15 protein-coding genes and 1 other annotated feature are annotated in these 15,066 nt (G+C 51.7%); of the genes, 7 read left to right on the plus strand and 8 right to left on the minus strand.

What is annotated here, in order from left to right; translation table 11 throughout:
• Positions 1-42 precede the first annotated feature (42 nt).
• Positions 43-1,413, plus strand: a complete 1,371-nt coding sequence (locus KP80_RS15450) for a PepSY-associated TM helix domain-containing protein (RefSeq protein ID WP_052284533.1) — start codon at positions 43-45, stop codon at positions 1,411-1,413.
• A 2-nt stretch (positions 1,414-1,415) separates the two neighbouring features.
• On the opposite strand, the gene KP80_RS15455 is transcribed toward KP80_RS15450, so the two are convergent.
• Genes KP80_RS15455 through KP80_RS23340 form a run of 4 tightly spaced genes read right to left on the minus strand, consistent with a single transcriptional unit; the run spans position 1,416 to position 3,743 of the window.
• Positions 1,416-1,901, minus strand: coding sequence for an OmpA family protein (locus KP80_RS15455; RefSeq protein ID WP_052284534.1), 486 nt, complete (start codon positions 1,899-1,901; stop codon positions 1,416-1,418).
• Between the two features lie 13 nt (positions 1,902-1,914).
• Complete coding sequence (gene dgcN / locus KP80_RS15460) at positions 1,915-3,135, minus strand: diguanylate cyclase DgcN (RefSeq protein ID WP_052284535.1); 1,221 nt, start codon at positions 3,133-3,135, stop codon at positions 1,915-1,917.
• Positions 3,128-3,616: a YfiR family protein gene (locus KP80_RS15465; RefSeq protein WP_052284536.1), complete on the minus strand. Its 489-nt coding sequence runs from the start codon at positions 3,614-3,616 to the stop codon at positions 3,128-3,130. Before KP80_RS15465 ends, dgcN begins: the two co-directional genes overlap by 8 nt.
• A complete protein-coding gene (locus KP80_RS23340; RefSeq protein WP_231625933.1) occupies positions 3,570-3,743 on the minus strand; it encodes a hypothetical protein in 174 nt (57 codons plus the stop codon). Before KP80_RS23340 ends, KP80_RS15465 begins: the two co-directional genes overlap by 47 nt.
• Positions 3,744-4,315: 572 nt before the next feature.
• On the opposite strand from KP80_RS23340, the gene aroF reads away from it, so the two are divergent.
• The 3 genes from aroF to KP80_RS15480 all read left to right on the plus strand — a co-directional run bounded on the left by aroF (position 4,316) and on the right by KP80_RS15480 (position 7,454).
• Positions 4,316-5,386 (plus strand): 3-deoxy-7-phosphoheptulonate synthase AroF, encoded by a 1,071-nt coding sequence (gene aroF, locus KP80_RS15470; protein WP_052284537.1) that lies wholly within the window; start codon positions 4,316-4,318, stop codon positions 5,384-5,386.
• Between the two features lie 9 nt (positions 5,387-5,395).
• Complete coding sequence (tyrA, locus tag KP80_RS15475) at positions 5,396-6,517, plus strand: bifunctional chorismate mutase/prephenate dehydrogenase (RefSeq protein ID WP_052284538.1); 1,122 nt, start codon at positions 5,396-5,398, stop codon at positions 6,515-6,517.
• A gap of 64 nt (positions 6,518-6,581) precedes the next feature.
• A complete protein-coding gene (locus KP80_RS15480; RefSeq protein ID WP_052284539.1) occupies positions 6,582-7,454 on the plus strand; it encodes an SMP-30/gluconolactonase/LRE family protein in 873 nt (290 codons plus the stop codon).
• On the opposite strand, the gene pheA is transcribed toward KP80_RS15480, so the two are convergent.
• The 4 genes from pheA to bamD form a co-directional block, all read right to left on the minus strand.
• Entirely contained in the window at positions 7,451-8,611 is a 1,161-nt protein-coding gene (gene pheA, locus KP80_RS15485; RefSeq protein WP_052284540.1) for a bifunctional chorismate mutase/prephenate dehydratase, read from the minus strand. The genes KP80_RS15480 and pheA overlap by 4 nt on opposite strands.
• A gap of 23 nt (positions 8,612-8,634) precedes the next feature.
• Positions 8,635-8,759, minus strand: a sequence feature (Phe leader region).
• Positions 8,711-8,758, minus strand: coding sequence for a pheA operon leader peptide PheL (pheL, locus tag KP80_RS23235; protein ID WP_121497579.1), 48 nt, complete (start codon positions 8,756-8,758; stop codon positions 8,711-8,713). It overlaps the preceding feature by 48 nt.
• 116 nt (positions 8,760-8,875) lie before the next feature.
• On the minus strand, positions 8,876-9,214 hold the full coding sequence (raiA, locus tag KP80_RS15490; RefSeq protein WP_052284541.1) for a ribosome-associated translation inhibitor RaiA: 339 nt from the start codon (positions 9,212-9,214) through the stop codon (positions 8,876-8,878).
• A gap of 273 nt (positions 9,215-9,487) precedes the next feature.
• The gene (gene bamD / locus KP80_RS15495) at positions 9,488-10,231 is read right to left on the minus strand and encodes an outer membrane protein assembly factor BamD (protein WP_052284551.1); all 744 of its coding nucleotides are present in this window, start codon (positions 10,229-10,231) and stop codon (positions 9,488-9,490) included.
• Between the two features lie 132 nt (positions 10,232-10,363).
• Here bamD and rluD point away from each other — a divergent pair, with 132 nt between their 5' ends.
• The 3 genes from rluD to clpB all read left to right on the plus strand — a co-directional run bounded on the left by rluD (position 10,364) and on the right by clpB (position 14,775).
• Entirely contained in the window at positions 10,364-11,344 is a 981-nt protein-coding gene (rluD, locus tag KP80_RS15500) for a 23S rRNA pseudouridine(1911/1915/1917) synthase RluD (RefSeq protein WP_052284542.1), read from the plus strand.
• Positions 11,341-12,072 (plus strand): purine nucleoside phosphorylase YfiH, encoded by a 732-nt coding sequence (yfiH, locus tag KP80_RS15505; protein ID WP_052284543.1) that lies wholly within the window; start codon positions 11,341-11,343, stop codon positions 12,070-12,072. Before rluD ends, yfiH begins: the two co-directional genes overlap by 4 nt.
• Before the next feature lie 129 nt (positions 12,073-12,201).
• A complete protein-coding gene (gene clpB / locus KP80_RS15510; RefSeq protein WP_052284544.1) occupies positions 12,202-14,775 on the plus strand; it encodes an ATP-dependent chaperone ClpB in 2,574 nt (857 codons plus the stop codon).
• Positions 14,776-15,066 lie beyond the last annotated feature (291 nt).

Consider the following 15,066-nt stretch of genomic DNA (forward strand, 5'->3'; position numbering starts at 1 on the left):
GCTCAAGCGTCACGACTCTTTTCGCCTATATGAAGGAAAAGTATGACAACCTGCACCTCGCGGGCGGCCTGGAGGCATCTGCTGCGCCGCCTGCATTTCTTTATCGGCCTGTTTGTTGGGCCATTTATTTTTGTCGCGGCGCTGACTGGCACGCTCTACGTGGCGACACCGCAGCTAGAAAATTGGGTCTATGCTCAGGCGCTCCACGGCAGCGTTGAGGGTGAGCGGCATTCACTGGCGGAACAGATTACGGCAGCGAAGCGAGAGCTTACCACGCCGCTTGGTTTGAATGCGGTACGCCCGGCGCTAGAGCCGGGTGAAACCACGCGGGTAATGTTTGCTGACCCATCGCTGGGTGAATCGGAAAACCGCGCCATCTTTATCGATCCCGTTACGCTCGCGGTGAAAGGCGATATGACGGTTTACGGTACCAGCGGGATATTGCCGCTGCGTCAGTGGATTGATTATGCGCACCGTTCGCTATTACTGGGTGATTTTGGCCGACTTTATAGTGAGCTGGCTGCGTCGTGGATGTGGATTGCAGCGCTTGGGGGGATTGCCCTGTGGGCCTTGACCCGGCCAAAGCGGCGCATCAAAAATCGCCTGCAAAATACCCGCCGGGTTCACGTGACGCTCGGTTGGTGTTTGCTGGCAGGAATGCTGTTGTTCTCCGCTACCGGGCTGACCTGGTCGCAGTGGGCGGGTGGCAACGTTGATAAAATGCGCGCCGCGTTTAATTGGCTAACACCGCAAGTGAATACCCAACTGAACGGCGGTGTGATGGTGATGGATCCTCACGCCGAGCATCACGGCACTCATGCCGGTATGCTCATGAAGGAACCGGCGGTCGCGATCGACAAAATTGATGCGATCCTGAATCTTGCTCAGCAAGTGGGAATCACTGCAACACATCTGGAGATCCGCCCACCTAAACGTGACGATCGTGCCTGGACGGTAACGGAGATTGACCGGCGGTGGCCCACTCAGGTCGATGCTGTGGCAATCGATCCTCATTCCATGACTATCGTTGATCATACCCAGTTTGCCCGTTTTCCGCTGATGGCCAAGTTGACGCGCTGGGGGGTAGATTTCCACATGGGGGTGCTGTTTGGTTTACCCAATCAGCTGTTGCTGATCGCCTTTGGGCTGGCGCTGTGCGTGGCAATCGTGATGGGCTATCGTTTATGGTGGATTAAACGTCCGGCACAATCGCAGGTTAATCCGCTGCAGACGCTGTCGTACAGCTGGCGTGTACTCTCATTACCCGTTCGGATAGTGACGCTGGTGCTCGCCGTGGCCTTTGGGCTGGCGATGCCGGTAATGGGGGCGAGTTTACTGCTGTTTATTCTCTTCGACATGCTACGTTGGCGAGCGGCGGCTAATGCGCCACTCGCCGGGTCTTCCGCTAAGTAGCCTTACGGCGTGCTGATGACTACTGCAACACGGCGGTTTTCAGCACGTCCCTGGCCTGTGCTGTTGCTAGCGACAGGGTATTTTTTGCCTAATCCGCGAGTGGTGAGGTTGCTACGTGGAATATGTGCGCCTTTTGCCCAGGCGTCGGCAACGGCATTGGCGCGTTTTAGCGAGAGGGCTTCGTTATAGCCATCTTCACCGTAGTTATCCGTGTGGCCATCCATCTGGGCGTGGTTTAACCCTGTAGCCGCCAGGCGTGATGCCATCGACTCGATTTGCGTTTCACTTTCCGGTTGCAGCGTGGCCTCATTTTTATCAAATAATATTTTAGCCGACAGGCCCAGAGACCAATCGCCGTTTAATTCATTAAAGCCGTAGGATTGCATCGCGGCGATCTGTTCAGGCGAGAATTTGCCCTTTGGTGGCGTCTGACAACCGGAGAGGACCAGTGATGCCAGTAAGAGTGGTGCAAAGTATCGCTTTAACATATCGTATTCCTTTCTAGCCTATTGTTTTAGTTCGCTGATTTTTTGCCTGATACATATTATGGTCTGCTCGTTCCAGTAACGTCTCCAGCGAGTTGTTTTCCCACGCCAGCGCGAAGCCGATGCTGAGCGACATGGGGGTACGATGGCCGTTATGCAGATCGAACGGTTGGCTAAATTGCTGCGCCAATGCCGTACTTATGTTCTGTACATCAAGTTCAGAATGAACGCCCGACAGCACCATGGCAAACTCATCGCCGCCAAGGCGGTATGACTGGTAGCGTTTACCGCCAAACGCGATCATTCTGCTGGCGACTTCGATCAGCACGCTGTCGCCCGCGGCATGTCCCCAGGTATCGTTGATCTGTTTAAAATTGTCGCCATCCAGAAATAGCAGGGCCGAGTGAGTTTTTGCCGCCGAATTATTCATGAGCGCCGCAATGCTATTGCGGAATGCCGCGCGATTAGCAAGCCCGGTAAGTGGGTCATGCATGGCAGTACGCATCAGTTGGGCATTCTTCTCCTGTAGCTTTAGCTGCCACTCTTCCATTTCATCGAGCAGGCTGTTGAAGTCCTCGCCAAAACGATGAAATTCTTCAATACGCCCTTCTTTAACTCGCCGTGAGAAGTTACGATTCTTGCGGGCATCATGAACGACATCGGTAATATTTTGAATCTCTTCGACCATGCCATGATGCAAAGAACGCGTAATGGTCAGTGCAATAATTGAAGCAAAAAAGAGACAGCCGGTGAGCACGGCGAACGACATCCAGATGAAATGGCCGATCAGGGTATCGCGCGCTGCCAGGCGAATTTCGCCAATAGGTTTGTCGTTATGGATGATTGGCTGTGAAATTGGCACAGGGAACAGCCAATGGCTGACTAGAGCACCCAGCGTATCGCTACTGCCCTCAGGGTTCCATTCCCAGTGCGCAAACCGTTTTTGGTGTTCATCAAGCACATTTGCCATGGCAAATTGCCCTTGCTTACCCAGAGTCGCAAGGGTTTCATTCGCGGCCTGCGGATCGTTGAAAACCAGCGACGCTTCAAGAGTATGGCTCATCGATGCACCGGTTAATTCGAGATTCTTTTGCGCGTATTGCTTTAATGTCACTACCGATGCAAAACACAACAAAAGCCATATAAGCGTCATCGTGACAATGACACTTATCATATTGATACGCCTCAACGTTTTCTTAAACGTAGGGCGGGTGGTGGACGTGGATTCCTTATTCATGCTGCTTATTCCTGGCGAGCATTAATACATCCGGATTGACTCTTACACCACTCCGAGACAGTGCATCCAGATTGACGGAGAATCTGATTCGCGGCTCATTGGTTATTAAACAAAATGCGCTGCCAATAATGCATTCCGAGTTACGTTCTGAGATTAATAGCAGTGGCTGATGCTGAAATTGGTTGATTAATTCAACCTGCTTCTCGGGGGATTCCGTACCGAAATAAATACCATTGCATCGGGCCACCAGAGCCTCCTGAGGCGTCCGGACAACCACGGGGATGTAGGGTAAAGTACTTTCCTCAGCTGTTACGCTAAGCGCCTGTAAATATTGAGAGGTCGCAAAAATACACAGTTTGGGGGACCCGCTAATCGATGGCCAGCGGGTATAGCTCACTATGCCCGACACAATCAAGCGTACCGATTTATCTGTATCAGTAAGAGAAGCCGCCGTTGCCGGGACCAGTATCAGAGATAGCATCAGCACCAGAGTGGCTCGGAACAAAGAGATCAAGATTGAATTTCTCACGAGAATCCGCCATACCGCTCTGGAAATAGTTACTCTGGAGAGTTGTTGGCAGAATATCATTGTTTGTTAGAACCGTCATTATGTCAGAAATTCGTTTTATGTGATTTAAGTAAAATCTTACAATTATATTATTTTCAGAGTGTGATGGTTAAATCAATTAATCCTTTCGAGGCTTTTTTCTTCTCGGTTCTAGCGGCGATGTGCATTTTCAAACGGCGCAATTAGACAATGATAGACTCGCTGAAAATATTTGCGGGCTAACTGTTTTGTTGCCATAAATCTGGTTAATCCCGCATTGTTTCTCACCTCAGGTGCATATATTCGGCTTAATTAGCAGTAGCACAGTTAAATGTATCGGCCAGTAACTGATTATCTTTAACTGAAATCGTGTGATGGCCCGTTCGTCGTGTGGTTATGTCCGGCGGCAGGATACAGAGTTGGGATTAAGTGGTGCGAGAGACCGCTCGCACGGTAGATACAAAGAGTGTAATTCTATGTTTACACTGCAATCGGCATTATTTTGCACTAAATAGGCTGATGTAAAGAAAGGTGTACGTATTTTGGATTGAATTCTTTACTGTTTGTGATATTGTGGCTTCACCTCATTGAGGAAACCACTATCGCAAACGAGCCATAACAGGTAATGCCATCATGCAAAAAGACGCGCTGAACAACGTAAATATCGCCGATGAACAGGTTTTGATCACCCCGGATCAACTGAAAGCTGAATTCCCGCTCACCGTAGAGCAGGAAGCGCAAATCGCCCAATCCCGTAAAACGATTTCTGACATTATCGCCGGCCGCGATCCGCGCCTGCTGGTAGTGTGTGGGCCTTGCTCTATTCACGATCCTGAAGCTGCCATCGAATACGCGCGTCGATTTAAAACCCTTGCGGAAGAGGTCAGCGATAGCCTCTACCTGGTTATGCGTGTCTATTTTGAAAAGCCTCGTACCACTGTGGGTTGGAAAGGGCTTATCAACGATCCGCATATGGATGGCTCGTTTGATGTGGAAGGTGGTTTGAAAATTGCCCGTCGTCTGTTGGTTGAGTTAGTCAGCATGGGCTTGCCGCTGGCAACCGAAGCGCTGGATCCGAACAGCCCGCAATACCTGGGCGACCTGTTCAGCTGGTCGGCGATCGGTGCGCGCACCACCGAGTCACAGACCCACCGCGAAATGGCTTCTGGTCTGTCAATGCCGGTTGGTTTCAAAAACGGGACCGACGGTTCTCTGGCAACAGCGATTAACGCCATGCGCGCCGCTGCAATGCCGCACCGTTTTGTCGGTATCAACCAGGCGGGTCAGGTTTGCCTGCTGCGTACGCAGGGTAACCCAGATGGTCACGTGATTCTGCGCGGTGGTAAAAAGCCGAACTACGGTCCTGAAGACGTGGCACAGTGTGAAAAAGAGATGGAACAAGCAGGACTGCGTGCATCGCTGATGGTAGATTGCAGTCATGGTAATTCCAATAAAGACTACCGTCGTCAGCCTGCGGTGGCGGAATCCGTTGTCGCACAGATCAAGGATGGTAATCGTTCTATCATTGGTCTGATGATTGAGAGCAACATTCACGAAGGCAACCAGTCTTCCGAGCAGCCGCGCTGTGACATGAAATACGGTGTTTCAGTCACCGATGCATGCATCAGCTGGGAGGCAACGGATGCGTTGCTGCGTGAGCTCGACAAGGATTTACGCGGCCATCTGGCGGCTCGTCTGGCGTAAGAGGATTGTATGGTTGCTGAACTGACCGCGCTGCGCGATCAAATAGATGTCGTTGATAAAGCACTGCTGGATCTACTGGCAAAGCGTCTTGAACTGGTCGCTGAAGTCGGCGAAGTCAAAAGTAAGTACGGCTTGCCGATTTACGTCCCGGAACGCGAAGCTTCAATGCTGGCTTCGCGCCGCAAAGAAGCGGCTGCCATGGGCGTGCCACCAGATTTGATTGAGGATGTGCTGCGTCGCGTAATGCGTGAGTCCTATTCCAGTGAAAATGACAAAGGGTTTAAAACCCTTTGTCCGTCACTGCGTCCGGTGGTAATTGTCGGCGGCGGTGGCCAGATGGGACGGCTATTTGAAAAAATGCTCGGTCTGTCAGGCTACCAGGTTCGTACGCTGGAAAAAGAAGACTGGGCACGTGCGCCGGAGCTGGTGGCGGATGCTGGTATGGTTATCGTGAGCGTGCCAATTCACGTCACCGAACAGGTTATCGAGAAACTGCCACCGCTGCCGGCAGATTGCATCCTGGTCGATCTCTGTTCGGTAAAAGCCGGGCCGTTGCAGGCGATGCTATCTGCGCACAGTGGTCCTGTTGTAGGGCTGCACCCGATGTTCGGGCCGGATAGCGGTAGCCTGGCAAAACAGGTGGTTGTTTACTGCGATGGCCGTCAACCGGAAGCTTACCAGTGGTTCCTCGAACAGATTCAGGTTTGGGGCGCGCGTTTACACCGGATTAGTGCCGTTGAGCACGATCAGAATATGGCGTTTATTCAGGCGTTGCGACATTTTGCCACTTTTGCTTACGGTCTGCATCTGGCGGAAGAGAATGTGCAACTGGAGCAGTTGCTGGCACTCTCCTCGCCGATTTACCGCCTGGAGCTGGCGATGGTAGGGCGACTGTTTGCCCAGGATCCGCAGCTATATGCCGATATCATCATGTCGTCGGGCAATAATCTGGCGTTGATCAAACGTTACTATCAGCGTTTTGGTGAGGCTATCGGTTTGCTGGAACAGGGAAACAAGCAGGCGTTTATCGACAGTTTCCGTAAAGTTGAGCACTGGTTCGGTGACTACGCACAACGTTTCCAGAGTGAGAGCCGCGTCCTGTTACGGCAGGCGAATGACAACCGACAGTAACCAAAAACTGTATATACTTGAAAGCCAGGGGAAATCCTCTGGCTTTTTTTATGGGATAAAGACGATGGCTGACGCAAACCTGCTGTTTGATTACACCGGACATCTGCCGGAATGCCCGACGTGGAGCGACGCCGAGCAGACGCTCTATTGGGCCGACATTATGGAGTGTGAGATTCATCGCTATGTGCTGGCCACCGGTGAACACCAGATCCTCCAGTTTCCGGAAGAGGTCGGCTGTTTTTCCCTGCGGGAGAAGGGCGGCTTTATTGTGGCCTTACGCAGTGCCATCTGGCTTGCCGACAGTCGCGGTCTGCTGGTGCATAAGGTCTGTGATAACCCGAGCAACCCTCAGCTAGCGCGTTTTAACGACGGCGGGACGGACCGAGATGGACGTTTTTATGCCGGTACTTTCTGGGGGCCTGGTGATTACAACGGCGCGCTGCTGGTTCGCGTGGACAATCAGCTTAAGCCCAAAGTGATTCAATGCGATATCCATGGTGCAAACGGTCTGGCATTTAGTGAAGACAAGAACTGGATGTACACCTCCGACACGCCAAATGCGGTGATTTACCGCACGCCGCTGGATGAGCACGGTGAGCCTGGACGCCGGGAGGTGTTTCGCCGCTTCATTACAGGTGAAGGTATTCCTGATGGGGCAGCGATAGATGAAGAGGGGGGTTACTGGACCGCGATGTTTGACGGCTGGCGGATTGCGCGATTCTCGCCGCAAGGTGAACAGCTTGAGGAATATCGGCTGCCGGTGCGCTGCCCAACGATGGTCTGCTTTGGTGGCACGGATATGCGCACGCTGTTTGTTACCACCACGCGAGAAAATATGTCGGCGGCAGAAGTGGCACAGTACCCGCTCTCCGGCGCCATCTTCACCTTGCCAGTCACGGTAGCAGGCTTGAAGAAGACGCCGTTTATCGAAGCTTAAATCGGGTCAACCGGTACGACGTTTTCGCTGGGGTAGCTCCCCAGCACTTTCATTGAGCGGGTAATTCCAGACAGCTCTTTCAGCGCCTTTTGCATTGGCAGCGCTTCCAGGTTTGCCTGGATATCGAGATAAAACATCTCTTCCCATGGGTTGCCATGGATAGGGCGAGACTCAAGCTTGGTCATAATCAGGTTATGGTTACGCAGTACCAGCAGAGCTTCAACCAGTGCACCGGCCTGTTGCCCGGTGGCAATCAGCAGCGTGGTTTTTGCCGGTACCTGATCGGAGACATTAACCGCTTTACGCGCCAGTACCAGGAAGCGGGTGATATTTTGCGTTTGATTAGCCTGACAGTGCTCAAGCACCTGTAGGCCATAAAGCTTGCCACCGGCTTCGCTGCCGAGTGCGGCTACGGTAGGTGAATTGGCCTGCGCCACTTTTTCCATTGCCGCCGAAGTACTCTCGGTATATTCAATTTTCCACTGCGGGTAGTGACTCAGGAACTGGCTGCACTGCTGGAATGGCTGCGGATGACTGTAGACCGTTTCAATGCTTTCCAGCGTCGTCCCGGCGTTAACCAGCAAGCAGTGGTCAATAGGGACCGTCATCTCACCCACGATGGACAGGCTGGTGTGCTGCAGCAGATCATAGACGTCATTGATGCCGCCTGAACTGGTATTCTCGATTGGCACGACGGCATAGTCGGCCTGCCCGGTTTCAACCTGATTAAAGATATCCGCAAATTTCAGGCAGCCGCTTTCAATGAACTGCTCGAAGTGGCGGGCAGCGTACTGGCGTGCCGCCAGATGCGAGTAAGAGCCTTTGGGGCCAAGAAACGCGATGCGCGCTGAGTGCGGGTTGATCTGGTTTAAATGCTGCTGCAATAAGGTCTGTTGAGTAAGAACGGAATCTTCAATAATCAGCTGAAACAGGCGAGTAATATAGTGCGCATCGAGCTGGTGGGTTTTGCCGATAGTGATCAAACGTTCCAGCAGGTCACGCTCGCGATCGATATCGCGTACCGGTCGGTGGGATGCCAGCTTAGCTTTACCCACTTCAATGGCGAGCCCGCGTCGCTCTGCCAGCAGGCTTACTAATTTCTCATCCAGCGCACTTATCTTATCGCGTATCGCCAGTAATGGGTTTTCCGAAGTCATCATGTTTGCCTTTCTTGTTATCAATAAAAAAGGCCCCCCGGGTGGGAGGCCTTATTGTTCGTCTTCGCATTCTTTATCACACGACGAAACGCCTCCCATTCAGGGGAAGGTAAAAAAGAATGCGAAGAAAAACGGCAGCAATTTCACGGTTGATTAAATCCTTAGCGTGGTGAGGTTTTACAGTACCCGGTCTGTTTTCGTTCTGTCAATAAAAAACGCGCCCGAAGGCGCGTTGGCGTGACACAGTAAAGTTCAAAGTTCGGTTTACTCTTCTTCAACTTCCACGAAGCTTGCGTCTTTCACTGATGTTGCTGCGCGACGGGCTTCCCCTTTGTGTTGCACCTTGTTCAGCTGCCGTTCCAGCTTGTTGATCAATTCGTTAATGGCGGTATACATATCTTCATGTTTTGCACTGGCGACGAGATGCCCGTTTGGGGTGTTCATCGTGGCATCGGCTACAAAACCCTGTGGTTCTTTCGACAGAATGATATGAGGATTGATTAACTGAGTTTGCCATTTTTCCAATTTGGCGAGACGGTCTGCGACATGCTGGCGGATAGCCGGAGTAATTTCCATTTGTTTACTGGTAATGTTCATTGTCATAAATTTTACCTCTTGTCTTTCCGTCTTGGTGATTCCAGCATACCTCGGATTTGCTTAAAATGTGTGATAAATATCACATTATTTTGTCACTTTTTGTCAGTGCATTCATTTTGTGAGTCAGGACAGGAAGAAGTGATTTTTTACTTGTCGGATCGGGAAAATCCAGCCATATTTGATAGGATGACTTGCCGCTAAACCGCTTCAGCAAGTGATTCAAATGGATAAAAAAACGGCAGCCATCGGGCTGCCGTTTTGCTTTTAGTAAAGCGAATATCAGGACTGAGTGCTTTTGCCGTTGGCGGCAATGATTTTCGCCACTTTGTCAGCCTGAGCAGTCATCTGCATTTCACGGTATGCGTGTTCCATCTGCGGCAGTGCATCGCGTGTTGCCTGAGTATCTGGATAGTTACGCATCATGTTTTCGGTACGGTTAACCACAGCAACCCATGCACCGCGAGCGGTGTAGTAATCGACAACGGAAAGCTCATACTTCGCCAGACGGTCTTTCAGGAATACCAGACGTTTGCTAGCGTCGGTCACATACTGACTGTTCGGGTAGCCGCGCACCAGCTTCGAGAAGTCATTGAATGCGTCGCGTGCGTGCTGCGGGTCACGGTCGGAGCGATCAACCCCGAAGAAACCCTGCAGTGCGCTATCGTCCAGCGCCATGTTGGTCAAACCACGCATGTACATCACATAGTCGATGTTTGGATGCGTTGGGTTCAGACGGATGAAGCGGTCAATGGCGGCCTGAGCCAGCGGCAGATCGGCATTTTTGTAGTATGCGTAGATCAGATCCAGCTGAACCTGCTGAGAATAGGGACCGAATGGATAGCGGTTATCCAACGCTTCCAGTTGCGTTATTGCCTGTTTCCAGTTACCGTCCTGGAGCTTTTGCTGAGCAGTTGCGTAGATTTCATTAGGCGGATTATCAGGAACCTCTTCCTTTGAACCAGAGCACCCCGCCAAAGCCAGGCTCAACGTGGCCGCTGCCACCAGATATTTCATGCGCGTCATGACGTTTTGACTTTCCTCAAAATGTTTATACGGGATATTCACAGTTCCTGTTCCCGACTAAGACCAGCTACAATAGCACACTATATTAAACGGCAAAGCCGTAAAAACCCAACGTTAACGAAGAAGCTGTATATGGCACAACGAGTACAACTCACCGCAACGGTGTCCGAGTCACAACTCGGTCAACGCTTAGATCAGGCTTTGGCCGAAATGTTCCCTGATTATTCGCGATCGCGTATAAAAGAGTGGATTCTTGACCAACGCGTTCAGGTAAACGGCAACGTTTCTGACAAGCCGAAAGAGAAAGTCATGGGTGGCGAAACCGTCGCTATCGATGCTGAAATCGATGAAGAAATCCGCTTTGAAGCGCAGGATCTCCCGCTCGATATCGTTTATGAAGATGAAGACATTATCGTCATCAACAAGCCGCGTGGCTTTGTAGTACACCCTGGCGCAGGTAACCCGGACGGCACGGTGCTGAATGCGCTGCTGCACTATTATCCACCGATTGCTGACGTACCGCGCGCCGGTATTGTGCATCGTCTGGATAAAGACACCACCGGTTTGATGGTGGTGGCAAAAACTGTTCCTGCGCAAACGCGTCTGGTGGAGTCGCTGCAGCTGCGTGAAATTACCCGTGAGTATGAGGCAGTGGCGATTGGTCACATGACAGCAGGCGGTACCGTTGAAGAACCGATCAGCCGTCACCCAACCAAACGTACCCATATGGCGGTACACCCGATGGGTAAACCGGCGGTTACGCACTATCGCATCATGGAACACTTCCGTGTGCACACGCGTCTGCGGTTGCGTCTGGAAACTGGACGTACGCACCAGATCCGCGTGCACATGGCGCATATTACTCACCCGCTGGTGGGCGATCAGGTCTACGGCGGTCGTCCGCGTCCACCAAAAGGTGCATCGGATGAGTTTATCTCTACGCTGCGTAAGTTTGACCGTCAGGCCCTGCACGCGACCATGCTGCGTCTTTATCACCCGATTTCGGGGATTGAGATGGAATGGCATGCGCCAATTCCTCAGGATATGGTCGATCTTATCGCGGTGATGCGCGATGACTTTGAAGAACATAAGGACGAAGTCGACTGGCTATGACCAAAATCATTGTCCCTGAATGGCCGCTTCCGAAAGGGGTTGCGGCCTGCAGTTCAACGCGCATCGGTGGTGTCAGCCAGGGAGCGTGGGATTCCTTAAATCTCGGCGCTCACTGTGGCGACAACATTGAACACGTTGAAGAGAACCGTAAGCGCATGTTTGCGGCGGGAAAATTGCCGTCAAAACCGGTGTGGCTTGAGCAGGTACACGGTAAAGATGTTCTGCATCTGACCGGTGAACCGTATGCTTCAAAGCGCGCCGATGCGTCCTACAGTAATACGCCAGGGGCAGTGTGCGCAGTCATGACGGCTGACTGTTTGCCCGTACTGTTTTGCAATCGCGCAGGAACCGAAGTGGCGGCAGCGCATGCTGGCTGGCGTGGGCTGTGCGATGGTGTGCTTGAAGAGACCGTCGCCTGCTTTAACGACAGTGCGGAGAATATCCTGGCTTGGTTTGGTCCTGCGATTGGTCCGCAGGCCTTTGAAGTCGGCCCGGAAGTGCGCGAAGCGTTTATGGCGAAAGATGCCAAAGCGGTGGATGCATTTCGCCCGGTCGGTGAGAAATACTATGCCGATATCTATCTGTTAGCCCGTCAGCGGTTGGCAAATATCGGTGTGACTGCCGTTTTCGGTGGCGACCGCTGTACCTTCAGCGAAAAGGATGATTTTTTCTCTTATCGTCGTGACCGTACTACAGGTCGTATGGCAAGTTTTATCTGGCTGATATAACCTATAGAATCAAGGCGATCCAGAACGCTGATAATATTTTCTCATTGAATAGGTCATTTAACCTTGAATAATTGAGGGATGACCTCATTTAATCTCCTGTAGCAAAATTGACCTATTATGGGAGGAGTCATGCGTCTGGATCGTCTTACCAATAAATTCCAGCTTGCTCTTGCCGATGCCCAGTCACTCGCACTGGGGCAAGACAACCAATTTATCGAACCTCTTCATTTAATGAGCGCCTTGCTGAATCAGGAAGGGGGATCGGTTCGTCCTTTATTAACGTCTGCAGGCATTAATGCAGGCCAGCTTCGCACGGCAATCGATCAGGCGTTGAGCCGTTTACCGCAGGTGGAAGGCACCGGAGGCGACGTGCAGCCGTCTCAGGATCTGATTCGCGTCCTTAATCTTTGCGATAAGCTGGCGCAGAAAAGCGGCGATAACTTTATTTCGTCAGAGCTGTTCGTTCTGGCGGCGCTTGAGTCCCGTGGCACTCTGGCTGAATTACTGAAATCAGCCGGCGCGACAACTGCCAATATCACTCAGGCAATTGAAAAAATGCGCGGAGGTGAAAGCGTGAATGACCAGGGTGCCGAAGACCAACGTCAGGCATTGAAAAAATATACCGTCGACCTGACCGAACGTGCCGAACAGGGCAAACTCGATCCGGTTATCGGTCGTGATGAAGAAATTCGCCGTACTATTCAGGTACTGCAGCGTCGTACCAAAAATAACCCGGTATTAATCGGTGAGCCAGGTGTCGGTAAAACAGCCATTGTTGAAGGGCTGGCACAGCGCATTATCAATGGTGAAGTGCCGGAGGGCTTAAAAGGCCGCCGCGTGCTCGCACTGGATATGGGCGCGCTGGTGGCCGGGGCAAAATACCGCGGTGAGTTTGAAGAGCGTTTAAAAGGGGTGCTGAACGACCTCTCTAAACAGGAAGGCAACGTTATTCTGTTTATTGATGAGTTGCACACCATGGTGGGCGCGGGTAAAGCAGACGGCGCTATGGATGCCGGTAACATGCTGAAACCGGCGCTGGCTCGCGGTGAATTGCACTGTGTGGGTGCCACCACGCTGGATGAATACCGCCAATACATTGAAAAAGATGCTGCGCTAGAACGTCGCTTCCAAAAAGTGTTCGTTGCAGAACCGTCGGTCGAAGATACCATCGCTATTCTGCGTGGTCTGAAAGAACGTTACGAACTGCATCACCATGTGCAGATTACTGACCCAGCGATCGTGGCGGCAGCGACGCTGTCTCATCGTTATATTGCCGACCGTCAGTTGCCGGATAAAGCTATCGATCTGATTGATGAAGCGGCATCCAGTATTCGTATGCAGATTGACTCTAAACCGGAAGAGTTGGACCGACTCGATCGCCGTATTATTCAGCTGAAGCTGGAACAGCAGGCGTTAATGAAAGAGTCTGACGAGGCGAGTAAAAAACGTCTCGATATGCTTAACGAAGAGCTGGAAGAGAAAGAGCGCCAGTATTCTGAGTTAGAAGAAGAGTGGAAGGCGGAAAAAGCGTCACTTTCCGGTACTCAAACGATCAAAGCTGAGCTTGAGCAGGCGAAAATCGCTATTGAACAGGCTCGCCGTGTGGGCGACCTGGCGAGGATGTCCGAACTGCAATACGGCAAAATTCCTGAGTTGGAAAAACAGCTTGAAGCCGCCACGCAGTCTGAAGGCAAAACCATGCGTCTGTTACGTAATAAAGTGACGGATGCAGAAATTGCCGAAGTGCTGGCCCGCTGGACTGGTATTCCGGTTGCCAGAATGCTCGAAGGTGAACGCGATAAATTGCTGCGTATGGAGCAAGACCTGCATAGCCGGGTGATTGGCCAGAACGAAGCGGTGGAAGCCGTATCGAACGCTATCCGTCGTAGCCGTGCCGGGTTGTCCGATCCGAATCGCCCAATTGGTTCATTCTTGTTCCTGGGGCCGACCGGTGTGGGTAAAACCGAACTGTGTAAAGCGCTGGCTAACTTTATGTTCGACAGTGACGACGCCATGGTGCGTATCGATATGTCCGAGTTTATGGAGAAACACTCCGTATCTCGTCTCGTTGGTGCGCCTCCAGGATATGTCGGTTATGAAGAGGGTGGCTATCTGACGGAAGCGGTTCGTCGTCGTCCTTACTCTGTCATCCTGCTGGATGAAGTGGAGAAAGCGCATCCGGATGTGTTTAACATCTTGCTGCAGGTACTTGACGATGGTCGTTTGACTGATGGGCAGGGGAGAACGGTCGATTTCCGTAATACGGTGGTCATTATGACGTCGAACCTGGGTTCCGATCTGATTCAGGAACGCTTTGGTGAGCTGGATTACGGCCATATGAAAGATCTGGTGCTGGGAGTGGTAAGCCACAGTTTCCGCCCAGAGTTTATTAACCGTATAGATGAAGTCGTTGTGTTCCATCCTCTGGGTGAAACACATATTGCGTCTATTGCCCAGATTCAGCTGCAGCGTCTGTATAAACGGCTGGAAGAGCGTGGTTATGAAACGCAGATCTCCGATGAGGCTCTGCATTTGCTTAGCCAAAATGGTTACGACCCGGTTTACGGTGCACGTCCGTTGAAACGCGCTATTCAGCAGCAGATTGAAAACCCACTGGCACAGCAAATTCTGTCTGGTGAGTTGATTCCAGGAAAAACGGTTCGTCTGGAAGTTAAAGATGACCAAATTGTGGCAGTGCAGTAAGTCACAAAATAAGAAAACGGGCCCTTCGGGGCTCGTTTTTGTATGAAATCCAGGCAAAAATAAGTGTTGTGTATGAAAAGTGAACGAACGAAAACATTTTTCATATTTATGCTTGCGGGATCTCAAATTCTCCCTATAATGCGGCCCCACTGAGACGGACAACGGCAAACAAGCCGCCGGGTCAGCGAGGTTCTCCTGAGAACTTCGACAGAGAAAAGCGAAATTAAACGCTTGACTCTGAAGCGGGGAAGCGTAATATGCACATCCCGCGCCTGTCTCTTATACACATCT

The sequence above is a fragment of the Kluyvera genomosp. 1 genome, assembly GCF_001266615.1.
GTDB classification, from domain to species: Bacteria; Pseudomonadota; Gammaproteobacteria; order Enterobacterales; family Enterobacteriaceae; genus Kluyvera; species Kluyvera cryocrescens_A.